13 protein-coding genes, 2 pseudogenes and 1 riboswitch are annotated in these 12,844 nt (G+C 64.6%); of the genes and pseudogenes, 8 read left to right on the forward strand and 7 right to left on the reverse strand.

The window, feature by feature from the left end; all coding sequences use genetic code 11:
* Positions 1-194: 194 nt before the first annotated feature.
* The 7 genes from JF781_RS26170 (at position 195) to JF781_RS26200 (ending at position 5,502) form a co-directional block, all read left to right on the forward strand.
* Entirely contained in the window at positions 195-392 is a 198-nt protein-coding gene (locus JF781_RS26170; protein WP_145929538.1) for a hypothetical protein, read from the forward strand.
* Positions 388-558: riboswitch (M-box (ykoK) riboswitch) on the forward strand. It overlaps the preceding gene by 5 nt.
* A 293-nt stretch (positions 559-851) precedes the next feature.
* Positions 852-1,151, forward strand: coding sequence for a PE family protein (locus tag JF781_RS26175; RefSeq protein ID WP_036429503.1), 300 nt, complete (start codon positions 852-854; stop codon positions 1,149-1,151).
* Positions 1,152-1,165: 14 nt separating this feature from the next.
* Entirely contained in the window at positions 1,166-2,386 is a 1,221-nt protein-coding gene (locus tag JF781_RS26180) for a PPE family protein (protein ID WP_008260714.1), read from the forward strand.
* Between the two features lie 115 nt (positions 2,387-2,501).
* A complete protein-coding gene (locus JF781_RS26185; RefSeq protein WP_008260715.1) occupies positions 2,502-2,798 on the forward strand; it encodes a WXG100 family type VII secretion target in 297 nt (98 codons plus the stop codon).
* A 28-nt stretch (positions 2,799-2,826) separates the two neighbouring features.
* Complete coding sequence (locus tag JF781_RS26190; RefSeq protein WP_008260719.1) at positions 2,827-3,111, forward strand: WXG100 family type VII secretion target; 285 nt, start codon at positions 2,827-2,829, stop codon at positions 3,109-3,111.
* A 347-nt stretch (positions 3,112-3,458) separates the two neighbouring features.
* The gene (locus JF781_RS26195) at positions 3,459-3,803 is read left to right on the forward strand and encodes a CBS domain-containing protein (RefSeq protein ID WP_225325986.1); all 345 of its coding nucleotides are present in this window, start codon (positions 3,459-3,461) and stop codon (positions 3,801-3,803) included.
* 31 nt (positions 3,804-3,834) lie between these two features.
* Positions 3,835-5,502: an NRAMP family divalent metal transporter gene (locus JF781_RS26200; protein WP_008260722.1), complete on the forward strand. Its 1,668-nt coding sequence runs from the start codon at positions 3,835-3,837 to the stop codon at positions 5,500-5,502.
* A 387-nt stretch (positions 5,503-5,889) separates the two neighbouring features.
* On the opposite strand, the pseudogene JF781_RS26205 reads toward JF781_RS26200, so the two are convergent.
* The 3 genes and pseudogenes from JF781_RS26205 to JF781_RS26215 form a co-directional block, all read right to left on the reverse strand.
* Positions 5,890-6,044 (reverse strand): annotated as a pseudogene (locus JF781_RS26205) (IS256 family transposase); the annotation flags it as partial.
* Positions 6,045-6,168: 124 nt separating this feature from the next.
* The gene (locus tag JF781_RS26210; RefSeq protein ID WP_008260723.1) at positions 6,169-7,338 is read right to left on the reverse strand and encodes a PPE family protein; all 1,170 of its coding nucleotides are present in this window, start codon (positions 7,336-7,338) and stop codon (positions 6,169-6,171) included.
* A gap of 12 nt (positions 7,339-7,350) precedes the next feature.
* Entirely contained in the window at positions 7,351-7,650 is a 300-nt protein-coding gene (locus tag JF781_RS26215) for a PE family protein (RefSeq protein ID WP_008260731.1), read from the reverse strand.
* Positions 7,651-8,012: 362 nt separating this feature from the next.
* On the opposite strand from JF781_RS26215, the gene JF781_RS26220 reads away from it, so the two are divergent.
* Complete coding sequence (locus JF781_RS26220) at positions 8,013-9,158, forward strand: PPE family protein (RefSeq protein WP_008260733.1); 1,146 nt, start codon at positions 8,013-8,015, stop codon at positions 9,156-9,158.
* A gap of 40 nt (positions 9,159-9,198) precedes the next feature.
* Here JF781_RS26220 and JF781_RS26225 read toward each other — a convergent pair whose 3' ends face one another.
* The 4 genes and pseudogenes from JF781_RS26225 to ltrA all read right to left on the reverse strand — a co-directional run bounded on the left by JF781_RS26225 (position 9,199) and on the right by ltrA (position 12,296).
* On the reverse strand, positions 9,199-9,912 hold the full coding sequence (locus JF781_RS26225) for a hypothetical protein (protein ID WP_008260734.1): 714 nt from the start codon (positions 9,910-9,912) through the stop codon (positions 9,199-9,201).
* Positions 9,913-9,935: 23 nt separating this feature from the next.
* Positions 9,936-10,244 carry a hypothetical protein gene (locus JF781_RS26230; RefSeq protein ID WP_008260736.1) on the reverse strand — a complete coding sequence of 103 codons (309 nt, stop codon included), beginning with the start codon at positions 10,242-10,244 and terminating at the stop codon, positions 9,936-9,938.
* 52 nt (positions 10,245-10,296) lie between these two features.
* Positions 10,297-10,527, reverse strand: a pseudogene (locus tag JF781_RS26235) (methylated-DNA--[protein]-cysteine S-methyltransferase); the annotation flags it as partial.
* A 251-nt stretch (positions 10,528-10,778) separates the two neighbouring features.
* Positions 10,779-12,296, reverse strand: coding sequence for a group II intron reverse transcriptase/maturase (gene ltrA, locus JF781_RS26240; protein WP_306454289.1), 1,518 nt, complete (start codon positions 12,294-12,296; stop codon positions 10,779-10,781).
* Between the last annotated feature and the right edge of the window lie 548 nt (positions 12,297-12,844).

The following is a 12,844-nucleotide window of genomic DNA, read 5'->3' on the forward strand; positions in this document are numbered from 1 at the left end:
TCAATTCGTACTTCTCGCCTTCGGGCGCCACACGGCAATAGATGGCCGACGATATGGCGCGGTCATAGCGGCGCCCCCGGTGTCGCCATCAATGTCCAGTGCGCCGAACCGCCGCAAGATCCTCACCAGCTCACCCAGCATCGGCGCCAGCCACATGCCAGCCGGCATGTCCAGCACGGCCTAGTAAAGGCCCGGTGCAAACGCTGGCGTTCACCCACCGTCAATCCCATCGTCTGGGCCTGCTGCGCCGCACCGGTTTCGCCGCTTCAACACGCCACTTCGCGGGCAGCATTTCTCTTTGGGACAACGAAGGGGGCAGGCGGGCATTGTTGGTGAGTCAACGCGCCGGGTTGACTGGTGCCGCCTTGAGTGCCAAGATAACGTTCGCATAAACCTCGGTAGGTGAGGCGTCTGCACGGACATAGGCCACTGACCTCGAACGTCGAGAGACGCCCCGGGTCAGGACAGCTCTTCCCGGCTTAAGGGTTGAGCCCAAGTGGCTTCCGGCTCAGCCGGATACGCCGTGTGGTGCCAAAGCTGTGACGAGAGGGGTGCCGCGCCCGGCTGAATCGCCGGGTTGCCTCATCCCCGGTGTGCGACTGTTGGCACCCCCGTGTGCCCTGGCCGTGAGGAGGTGAGAGCGAGATGAGTCGCGGTGATAGTCCCTATCCGAGTCCGATGAGCATTTCGTTCGGATCCGGCCCCGGCACCATTTCCACTATCTGAATCGGCTTGCGCCGCTTCGGTTCGCACTCGCCCGCGTCCCGCTTCGTGGACGTGCGTCTTTTTGGCGTGCTCTGACACGACCACAGCCGCAGCTTCAGTCTGCATTCCCCTTGAGGAGAAGTCCGATGTCTTTTGTGACCGCACAGCCAGAAATACTGGCGACGACAGCCAATGATTTGCGCAATATCGGCTCAGGGCTCGCCGCCCAGAACGCGGCCGCATCTACGCCTACGACAGGCGTGATTCCTGCAGCGGCCGACGAGGTTTCGGCGCTGACCGCGACCCAGTTCGTTGCGCACGCGCAGCTGTATCAAGCGGTGAGCGCACAAGCCGCAGCAGTTTGTGACCTGTTCGTGCGGACCTTAGCGGCCAGTGCCGTTTCGTACGCCGCCACCGAGGCCCTCAACACAATCGCGGCCGGCTAAAGGAAGTGTGTCCAATGACTGTCATGATCGATTTCGGCGCGTTGCCGCCGGAAATCAATTCCGCAAGAATGTATTCCGGCGCGGGCTCAGCGCCGATGCTTAGCGCCGCCGCGGCCTGGGACACGCTGGCCGCTGAATTGCGTTCGGCGGCAACCTCCTACAGCTCGACGATCTCGAGATTGAGCAGCGAAGGCTGGCGCGGCCCGGCGTCGATATCGATGGCGGCCGCCGCAGCACCTCTCGTCGCCTGGATGAACACGACTGGGATGCAGGCTGAACAAACCGCTACCCAGGCCACCGCAGCCGCGGGTGCCTATGAGACCGCGTACTCGATGACGGTGCCCCCACCGGTAATCGCGGCCAACCGTAGCCTTTTGAGCGCGTTGGTCGCCACCAACGTCTTGGGGCAGAACACGCCGGCGATCGCGACCACCGAGGCGCACTACGGCGAAATGTGGGCCCAGGACGCTGCCGCAATGTACGGCTACGCCGCCGCTTCGGCGGCCGCCTCGACGGTGACGCCATTCACCGCGCCACAACAGACAACCAATGCGGCGGGGCTGGACGGGCAGGCCGCGACGGTCAGCCAGGCCACTGCTACGTCGGCAGGCACGAGCACGCAGACGGCACTGTCACAGCTGACCTCCACGGTACCCACAAAGTTGCAGAGCCTCGCTTCACCCGCGTCGTCTTCGTCGTCGACGTCGGGACTTTCGGAAATCCTCGGCCAACTGACTGGCTCTGGTGGGTCTGGGAATTCACAGCTCAACGACTTCTGGAACCAGTGGGGGCCCAACGCGAACATCTGGAACACCATCTTCTCGTCCGGGTTTTACACGCCCAGTAACACATTGGGTGCCTTCACGAGTTTGTTGGGCGCCGGCGCAGCCGGGGGCGCCGCGGGAAACGCCATCGGAGAAGCTGTCACAACCGGCCCCCTCGGAGGCCTATTGGGTCTGACGAGCCTGGGACCCGGCGGCGCCGCATCCGCGGCCCTTGGACGGGCCGCGTCGATCGGCCCGCTATCGGTGCCCGCGAGCTGGACCGCCCTAACCCCACCCCCTAGCTCTCTTGCCTCAGGGCTGGGCGGCACGCCCCTCACCGCGGCTCCGGCAGGTGTGATGCCCATGATGCCCGGCATGCCGATGGCGAACACGGCCGGAAGCCACATAGGCAGTGCTCCCAAATACGGGCTCCGGCTCACCGTAATGGCCCGCTCACCCATCGCCGGATAGCAGATACGGGGATCGGCTGCGAGCCTCAGTTCGACGGCCCCAACCGCATAAGCAGTTCGGCCACGATTCACCGCTTATGTGGCACTCGATGATTTCTAGATAAGGAGACATTCAGATGACTACGCGTTTTACGACCGACCCGCACGAGATGCGCTCGATGGCAGGGCGTTTCGAAGTGCACGCCCGAACCGTGGAGGACGAGGCCCGCAAGATACTGGCGTCCTCGCAAAACATCGCCGGCGACGGCTGGAGCGGTAGCGCTCAAGCCACCTCCTACAACACCGTGAGCCAGATGAACACCGCCTTTCGCAATATCGTCACCATGCTGCACGGGGTGCGCGACAACCTGATTCGTGACGCCAGCAACTACGAGGACCAAGAACAGGCCTCCCAGCAGATCCTGGGCAACTAACTGCTTTGCACCCGTGAGGAGAACACCGATGACGATCAACTACCAGTTCGGCGACGTCGACGCCCACGGTGCGCTGATCCGCACCCAAGCCGCCACCCTAGAGGCTGAGCATCAGGCCATCATTCGCGATGTGCTTGCCGCCGGCGACTTCTGGGGCGGCGCGGGCTCACTGGCCTGCCAGGAGTTCATCACCCAATTGGGCCGCAACTTCCAGGTGATCTACGAGCAGGCCAACGCTCACGGCTCCAAAGTACAAACGGCCGGTTCCCACATGGCCAGCACCGACAGCGCCGTGGGCTCCAGCTGGGCCTAACCGCCTAACCCCAAGCGCGGCAGCCGTATTGCCGCTCCCGTGCTACCACCACCCACCACTGATCCACATGTTGCGCCAAGGAGAGATCCATGAACAAACCGGCGACCGAGACCCGACGACCGCTCCGCCTGCTCGGACTGCTGAAGACACCCGGCGGCCAAGTTGCCCGCCCTCCCACGAGGTCGCCGCGTTGCGCGCCCGGATCCGTGCCGACGACGCCGACGACGCGGCCTTCATTTTGCGCCAGTCCCACCCGGCGCCGTGTTCTGGAATTGATGCCCGCACCCCAGCGCTCCCACGGTGATCGCCCTTGTTGGGATTCAAACCCGCACAGCGCAGGCCGTTTGATGAACCTCGACATTGTCTCCTGCGAAACATGGGCGTCTGCAGCTGCACGTCCTCCACGAGCGCGGGCGGCTGGCCGGCGTGGTGTCAGTGATCGCACTTTGCAATCGAACCTTGCGGATGCGGTTGCGACACTGATGGATTCGAATCCCATCTTGGTGACTCCCGATGCCGATCTGATCGATGCCGCGGTATTGATAGCCGACTACAACTTACACACCATTTCGGTCGTCGATGACGAGGGTCAGGCGCTGGGGGTGGTGACCGTCGATGCCGTGCTCAGGCCACCATTCCCGACGACTGGCGCTAGCGAGCGCCCGGGCCACGCCTGGTTCGCGAAGACCTGACCTCGATGAGCAGCGAAGAAGGAGACTGGCTATGACACTCTTGGACCGCCCCACTTCCGACACAGTGTTGGCGGCGCCGCACGGCACCGCGGTGCTGGACAGCGCACACGTCGGCGACATCGAAGGTGCGCTGGGCCGAATCGGCCTCGGCGACAACGCCCGTCCGCGTAGCCTGAAAATCCGCCTAGCCACCATGCTGGCGATCATCGGGCCCGGCTTGATCGTGATGGTCGGCGACAACGACGCCGGAGGCGTCTCGACCTACGTGCAGGCCGGACAGAACTACGGCTACAGCCTGCTGTGGGTGCTGGTGTTGTTGATCCCGGTGCTGATTGTTAACCAGGAGATGGTGGTCCGGCTCGGTGCGGTCACCGGGGTCGGACACGCGCGGTTGATCAATGAGCGGTTCGGCCGCGGCTGGGGCTGGTTTTCCGTGGGTGACCTGTTCCTGCTGAACTTTCTGACCCTGGTCACCGAATTCATTGGCATCACCCTGGCGGCCGACTACATCGGCATCCCCCGATATGTGGTCGTCCCGCTGGCCGCGATCGCGCTGATCACCATCATGGCCACCGGCAGCTTCCAGCGCTGGGAACGCGCGATGCTCGCGTTCATCGCGATCACGCTGCTGCAAATCCCAATGTTGTTGATGTCCCATCCAGATGCGGGGCGCGCCGCGAAATCGTTTGTCATCCCGGGCATGCGTGGCGGAGTCACCTCGGACGCGGTGCTGTTGATCATCGCGATGGTCGGCACCACGGTGGCCCCGTGGCAGCTGTTCTTTCAGCAGTCCAACATTGTCGACAAGCGCATCACGCCGCGTTTCATCGGCTACGAGCGCGCCGACACCACACTGGGTGCCTTCGTCGTGGTGATCGGTGCGGCGGCGTTGATCATGACCGGCGACTGGGCCGCGCGGGCCACCAACAGCCGTGGGCGCTTCGCCGACGCCGGCACGGTTGCGCACCTGCTCGGCCAAATCAACACCACCCTCGGGTCGGTGTTCGCGATCGTGTTGCTCGACGCCTCCATCATTGGGGCGGCTGCGGTGACCCTGGCCAGCAGCTATGCCTTCGGGGATGTACTCGGGCTCAAGCATTCCCTGCACCGTGGCTTCGGTGACGCCAAGCCATTCTACCTGTCCTACACCGGGATGGTCGTGATCGCCGCAGCGATCGTGCTAATCCCCGGGGCGCCGTTGGGGTTGATCACGACCGGCGTGCAAGCGCTGGCCGGGTTGCTGCTGCCCAGCGCGACTGTCTTTTTGGTGCTGTTGTGCAACGACCGGGAAGTCTTAGGCCCCTGGGTGAACCGGCCGTGGCTCAACGTAGCGTCAGGGCTCATCGTCAGTGTGCTGTTGCTACTTTCGGGAATACTCATGGCCACGACCGTATTCCCCCGCCTCGACATCGTCTCACTCGCCGCCGACCTCACCGTCGGTATCGCCCTATGCTCCGCAACCGTTTTCGGTGTGCTGCGGTGGTATGGCCGCCACCGCCCGAAACACAATGGCCTGACCAGCCCCCCCCTTGACCTGGCCACAGCCCAACGGGCCACCTGGCGAATGCCGCCGTTGACCTCGTTGAAACCGGTGTCCTGGTCGGCCGGAACTCGGCTAGGCATGCTGGCCTTGCGTGGCTACCTCGTAGTCGGGGCGATTTTGCTCGTGGCCAAAGCCATCCAACTCGGTAGCACCTGACGACGACCGTGCGCGTCGGACGCAGCAGCTCACTTAGTGGCCTCGCCAGCGCGAGTGAGCTTCACCCAAACGCCCCCCCACGCACTTGTAACCGCAGCTTCACCGAGCAGACCTGCTTGCGAACTCTGTCGCCGCGCAACCAGGTCTGGGCAACAAAACCTTCACGCGCGTCGGCTGAGCGGGCTCGATCGAACAGCTGTCGGTGCCGTCCAAGCTGGACCGCGAGCGCCCCGCCAATGAACGCGCAGGCTTGAGCGGTGGGAAACATCTGAAGATTCCTCGCCGGCGGGTCGCGATCGATGGCATTGCTGGGATGCCGCTTAGACATCCTGGGGCCGGCCCATCGGGGTCCGTCAGATTACGGTGTAAGCGGCATCTTCGGTTAGGTGTTTCACTTTCCGGCATGCGGTCGGCGAAGCAGATCGCGAAGGCGTTCACTGCCAATCTTGAACGCATGTCCATCGCTTCTGTCCTGTCCCGGTCAGGTGCAGTGACCGCGTGATTAAGTAGAGGTATTCGAGTGCAGCCTGATTGGTCGGGAAGCGGGAAGTGTCCGCGGACACGGATGGCCCAGCCGCGCTCAAAAAGCGGCGCGGTGTCCGTGGGCCACTCGAACAGCGTTGCGCTGAACTGGATCTCGGCGCAAATGGTTGGGACGTCGTCGCGTTATCCGGCAAACGGGGGGCGCGCCATCACCGTCGGGCGGATCCCGTAGCGCGGACCGGTGCCGCCCGAACTTCCGCCGACGCCCGCCAGCGGCATTCCGCCCAGCAGGTTTCCGGGCCCTGACGTGTCGGGCGTGGTGATGAAGCGGCTGACCGGGATCGATGATGCCCCCGAAGGGACCGCCGGGGTCGCGGCAGACCAGGTGGGCGGTACGGACAGCCCACCGACCGGTGCAGCAGAAGCCAAACTTGCCGATATGGCGCCGCCACCACCGGCCACGCCGCGCAGCGACGCGCCAACGGTGGGCAGGGCCGCGGCGGCCTTGGCGCCGTCGCTGGCGGCTTTGGCGGCGGGTGCTAGTGCCTTGCCGAGTGATTGAAAGTGCGTTGTCATGCCGGTAGCGCGATACATCATCGCGAGGGTGTTCTGGGTGGGGCTGGCGTATTGCGACCACAAGCTCACAAACTCGTTCTGTTTCAACGCATCCGAGATCGGTGTTGTGGATGCGGTTGATGAACTAGGTGATGCGAGGCTTTGCAGTGCAGAGGGCGTGGAGGATAACAGTTGCGTCTGCGCGTCCGTGCCGGCCGAGGTGCCGGCGGCTCGGGTGACCGCGGCGGCCTGCATGGCCTGTCCGGCGGGGTTGGTGGTTTGGGCCGGCTCGGTGAACGGCGTCACTTCGGCAGTTGGTGCGGTTTGGGCCGCGTAGCCGTACATCGCGGCGGCGTCTTGCGCCCACATTTCACCGTATTGGGCCTCGAGTTGGGTGATCAGCGGAATGTTTTGGCCGAGGACATTGGTGGAAATCGCCTGGGTGAGCAGGGTGCGGTTCGTTTCGATCAGTGGTGGGGGCACCGTGGCGGCGAACGCGGTCTCGTACGCCCCCGCGGCGGCTCTGGCTGATGTGGCGGCCTGTTCGGCTTGCGCCGCGCTGGTACGCATCCACGTCACATAAGGTTGGGCCGCCTCGGCCATTTGGGCTGATGCCGGGCCCATCCACCCTTCGCTGGTCAGTTGTGTGATGACGGTGTCGTAGGCGGTGGCTGCAGAGTCCAGCTCGGCGGCCAGCATGTTCCAGGCCCATGCCGCGGCCATCATCGATGCCGAACCGGGGCCGGAATACATGCGCGCAGAATTGAATTCGGGGGGTAGCGCTCCGAAATCCAGCACTTGTCACCCTCCTTAGCTGGCCGCGGCGGCGTTGATGGCTTCGGTGGCCGCATAGGAACCGGCGCCGAAGTGCAGCATTCTCACGAAGCTGTCGTGAATCATCGTGGCCTGGGCGCAGACGTTCTGATACATCTGGGCGTGCGTGGCGAACTGGGCCGCGATCAGCACTGAGACCTCATCGGTCGCCGCGGGAACCACGCCCATCGTCGGCGCCGATGCCGCCGCATTCTGTGCGGCCAGCGCCGCGCCGATAGTTGCCAGGTTCTGGGCTGCGGCGGATAACGCTTCGGGTTGGGTGGTCACGAACGACACGGTGATTTCTCTCCTCGCTGGTTCCGGTCAACGGTGTGGAAGGGCCGCTAAAGCCGCTCCTCCGCGAGGTTAAGTGCTGCGCGCGCAATAGTGTATGTCCAAAGACAAATGTTCATCGTCAGCTAGATTCAGTTCATAGCTGTGAACTGTGACGTACATATATGTTCTTAGAATCGCATATGTGTACAAACGTCCACGCTTGAGGGGTAGCCACCGCGGCCGCGGAACGGCATCGCGTTCGTGACTCCACGGCCGACGGTGTCGGCGGCGCTGGACGGTACTCGCGCACCAGTATCTGACCACGGTTTCGGGCGGCGTTGGGGTGCGTGCGACCGCCGTCGACAAGACGAAGGGACCCATTAGTGGACTACGGGGCGCTTCCGCCGGAGATCAACTCCGGGCGGATGTACGTTGGCGCGGGGTCGGGGCCAATGCTGGCCGCGGCCGCAGCCTGGGACGGGGTGGCCATCGATCTGTACACCACGGCAGCCTCCTACAGTTCGTTGATCGCCGAACTCACCGCCGTGTGGAGGGGTCCGGCCTCGGCGACGATGGCCGCCGCCTCGGCCCCGTATGCGGCGTGGCTGACCGCGGCGGCCGCGCAGGCTGAGCAGACGGCCGTCCAGGCGAAGGCCGCCGCGGGTGCCTACGAGGCGGCGTTCGCGATGACGGTTCCGCCGCCGGTGATCGCGGCCAACCGCGCGCAACTGATGATGCTGATCGCGACGAACTTCTTCGGCCAAAACCTGCCGGCGATTGCGGCCACCGAGGCCCAGTACGCCGAAATGTGGGCCCAGGACGCGGCCGCGATGTATGGCTACGCCGCGGCGTCAGCCGGCGCCTCAACGTTGACCACCTTCGACCGGCCGCCATCCACCACCAACCCGGCGGGGCAGGCCGGTCAAGCCACCGCGGTCGCCAACGCGGCCGAAACAAGCGCGCAATCCAGCGCGTCCACCTCGGGGCTGGCAAACCCAACATCGGCCTCCAGCGCAGTACTGAATGCATCGGCTGCGTCATCGGAATCATCCAAACCGGTGGCCTGGAAAGACTGGGTAAAAATGTATACCAGCGACCTTGGCATCCTATATTACCAACTGGGCGACTATGACCACTTTATGAAGCTCTGGCTAGGTGGGAGGCCGGCCGCCGCCAGCAAAGGAACTCAGGCCGCGGCGGCCGTGCCTCGTCTGGGTGGAACCCTGGGCGGAACCCTGGGCGGTGGCCCGACGTCCTCTGCCTCGCCCGTCTCGGCGGGTCTGGGCAGGGCGGCCACGGTGGGTCACTTGTCGGTGCCGCAGAGTTGGGCCGCCGCGGCACCGGCGACAAGCGCGGAAACAGCGCCCCCGGCGGTCAGCACCGTCAGCGCCGGCTCCGAGGCCAAGGGAAGCGGGTTGCTCCGCGGCATGCCGCTGACGGGCACGGGCCGGGCGGCTGGCGGCAAGATTGTCGGGCAGCGGTACGGGTTCCGCCCGATGGTGGTGGCTCGGCACGTCGTCGGCGGATAGACGCTTAGGGTCCGCGGCGCGGCGAACGCGCGGCGTGGGCCTACTTGCCGGACGTGAACCAGGCGACCTTCGCCTGCCAAGACCGGGCAGATCCATACGCGAAGCCAATGGCGCTCAGACAGGCGCACAACCAGACGGACAAGGCGATATCGGTGCCCGCCCAAGCGGTGCCGATTTGAATCACGCTCGCCGCCACCCCGAATCCCGCCGAGATCAGATAGAGGTCGACGGTCGTCGTTGAGCGGGGATCCGTCCGCAGGATCAGCAGCACTCGCCCGGCGTAGGAGAGCAGGTAGATCATCAGGGCACCCAGGACCAGCCAATAGGCCAGCAACCAGAAGTCGGCGGGGGCCGCGAAAAAGTCAAGATGATGGCCTTCGTCGGCGATGACGAACAGCGCCACCAGCAACGGAACCCCAATCCGTAGCGGGCGCGTCACGTGCTTGCGCAACAGCTCGCTCTCGTGGGTTTCGTCGACCAGGCGGATGAGTCCGTGGCGGATGATCGCCGTCACCGCGAAGATCCAGCAGATGTGGCCGAGCAGATGTTGTACGTTCCACAGCCCGAAGATGCGGTGCAGGAGCGGTCCGAGCGCGGCCGCGGCCCACTGCGACATCAGCAGCACCGCGCAGCCATGCAATGCGATGTTGCGGGTAGCGCCGGCCTCCCACCTCGAGCGCCAGGTGTCGCGCCGGATCCACAGGCTGCACAGCAGGGCGGCCAAGGTGGCGACGATGAGTGCGGTTTTGATCATTCAAACGGTCCCGGCAGTCCCGCTCAGACCGGCGGACTGTTGGGATCGGGACGAAGATCACGCAGCCTGGGCGGGCCGGCCTGGGACTCCACATACTCGGTGACCGAGTCGGGGTCGATCAAGCCGAAGCGGACTTGCAGGTCAACCGGATTCAACCCCAAATACTTGGCCGCCCTGATCAAGTTGTCCGCGGTAATCAACCTGCCTTCGCGAGCCGCCTTATAGTACGCGGACTTGCGGTAGCCGAACGCTTCGTAGACCTCGGTAGCCGCCAAAGGCCGACCGACCAGGTACGGCAGCACCACCGCCGGGTCCTTCGCACTGTCGTCCACAATTATGGACGATAGCGCCGTTCGACCGACCCCGCAAAAGAAGCGCGAGCCATTAATCGAACAGCGTCGCGCAACCGTGGATCTTTTCCAGGTCCAGCAGGGCGCGTTTGCGCTGCAGGCCGCCGCCGTAGCCCGTGAGGCTGCCGTTCGCGCCGATCACCCGGTGGCACGGCACGACGATCGCGATCGGGTTATGCCCATTGGCCAATCCCACCGCGCGCGCGGACCCCGCAGCGCCGATCTGCTCGGCGATGCGTCCGTACGACCTCGTCTCCCCTGTCGGGGGTGCGGCACTCGATATGCGACCTCGACGGCGGCCAATGGTTTACCGGAAGCTCAAGAATGACCCAAAGATATTGGATGGCCTAGGAACACCACGGGCGCCAACGGGCGGAGCGTTCGACGAAATCCACTGGGACTGGTTGAGTCGGCCTGGGGCGCGGTGCCGGTGTTGCCATCGGTCCGTTTCCCCAGGCCGCTCTCCGAACCCGCCGTGCGTGTTTCCACGCAGCGGGCTCTCCACGGCATCTGCCGTCAGGCGGGGTGTGCCACCGTCCAGGGGTTGGGGATCGTGTTGCCCCGGTAGCGGTACCGCGTGATGGGTACCGAGGCCAGGTTGAACAGTTCGATCCCGTCCGCCGAGGGTCTGGTCCACCGGCCATGCAGACCGGTGTGATGTCGGCGGATGTCTCTTCCATTCCAGCGGTGCAGCTTTCGGAACCATCGAATCACCCTGTGCCACACGAAGTTTTCCAGGGAGCTCATGGTGTGTTTAGCCACTGCATGCCGGAAGTAAGCCGACCAGCCGCGCATGATCTGGTTGAGCCGGATCAGCACGACCCTGGGTGGTTGCTGCGACAACCTGCTCGTCAGGGCACGTACCTTGTCCTTCAACGACCGGACGGGCCGGTCGGCGATGAAGGTGTAGACGTACCACTTGGTCGTTCCACGCTTGCGGCGCCACTGGATGTGGAACCCAAGGAAGTCTAACCCGTCACCCATGTGCACGATCCGGGTCTTGGCCTCGGAAAGCCGCAACCCCAGCGGAATCAGCACCTTGGCGATGTCTTCGCGCAAGGCTTCGACGTCGGCCTGGTTGCCGTGCACGAGGACGACGAAATCATCTGCATAGCGGACGATTCGCCAATTCGGCAGGTCCTTGGCGCGACGTCGGGCGCGTCGGCGAGGAGTGCTCATGATCCCGCCAGGCATCCACGGCCCGTGCACGTGCTCATCGAGCGCGCCCAAGGCGATGTTGGCCAACAGCGGGGACAAGATGCCTCCCTGCGGCGTGCCGGTGAAGCTGGCCTCACGGATGCCGAGTTCGGTCATCACCCCGGCCTTGAGGAACGCCTTCACCAGCGCGAGCACGCGCTTGTCCTTGACCCGTGCGCGCACCCGATCCATCAGGGCCGAGTGCTCGATCGAGTCGAAACACGCTTCGATATCCGCGTCCAGCACCCAGCGATAACCCTTGGTGCCGAAACGTTGAATCTCCGCGACCGCGTCGTGCGCTCGCCGCATCGGCCGAAACCCGTAAGAGACCGGCACGAAGTCGGCCTCGAAAATAGGTTCCAGCACCAGCTTGAGCGCCGCCTGAACCACCCGGTCGGCGACGGTGGGAATACCCAGCCGCCGCACCTTTCCGCTCCCACCGGGCTTGGGGATGATGCGTTCCCGTACCGGTAGCGGGCGGAACGAACCCGATTTCAACTGGGCTCGCAGGTCGATCAGGAAGCCGGCCACACCGACGGTGTCCTCCATCGTCACGACGGTCATGCCGTCCACGCCAGGAGTCTTCGCGCCGGTGTTGCCTGCGACCCGGTCAAACGCCACCAGCAGCGTCGCCGAGTCGCACACGAAGTTGAACAGATCATCGAACCTGCGGCCGGGATCGGCCGCTGCCCAATGGTGAAGCTTGGTCTGCATCCCCGATACCCGCGACCAAGGCCCCAGCGGGGCATCCTGATCGAGAGCGCCGGTATTCACTGGCGCATCTTCCGGCATTGCAGTGTCCTTCCCTTCTCGATAACCGCTGCCGCCCTTCCCCATGTGCCGGGCTTTCCCCGGCTCGAAGTACTACGGCGGCTCCGCCCCGTCCTGGACTGATCGGCTGTCGATGCGCCCAGCCGACGCCCCAAGACTGGATGCCCGGAACACCGGCGAGACCAGAACGGTTCCCGTGTTCACTGTGATTCGCTCGATGAAGGAGGAGCCCGACTCGGTCCCTGCGGCATCACCACGACTACCCCGCAGCACTTCACCGTGGTCTCCGGGTCGGTCGTTGAAGCCGACCCAGGAGTTCCCAACAACACGCTAAACATGTTGGGACGCACCGCTCTCGGCCCACATCCACCAGGTTCGAGCCGATCCAGCCTTGAGAGACGTAAACGCCGGTTCCTCTCGTACTCCTTTCCATCTCGCTCGCCGGACCCGCACCATCTGGCAGTGCTGACACGTTCCGACTTTGTCGGGGCCGCTTGCCACCCTCACCGGCATCACCCGGATCGGGCTGCCCCCAGCTTCACCGCCCTGCTGCGACAGGATCGGCAGAGGAGGTCTCACACCCCCTCTCGAATACACAGCGCCTCACGGCGCAC

Origin of the sequence: Mycobacterium sp. WUMAC-067 (assembly GCF_020217485.1) — a bacterium.
GTDB lineage: Bacteria > Actinomycetota > Actinomycetes > Mycobacteriales > Mycobacteriaceae > Mycobacterium.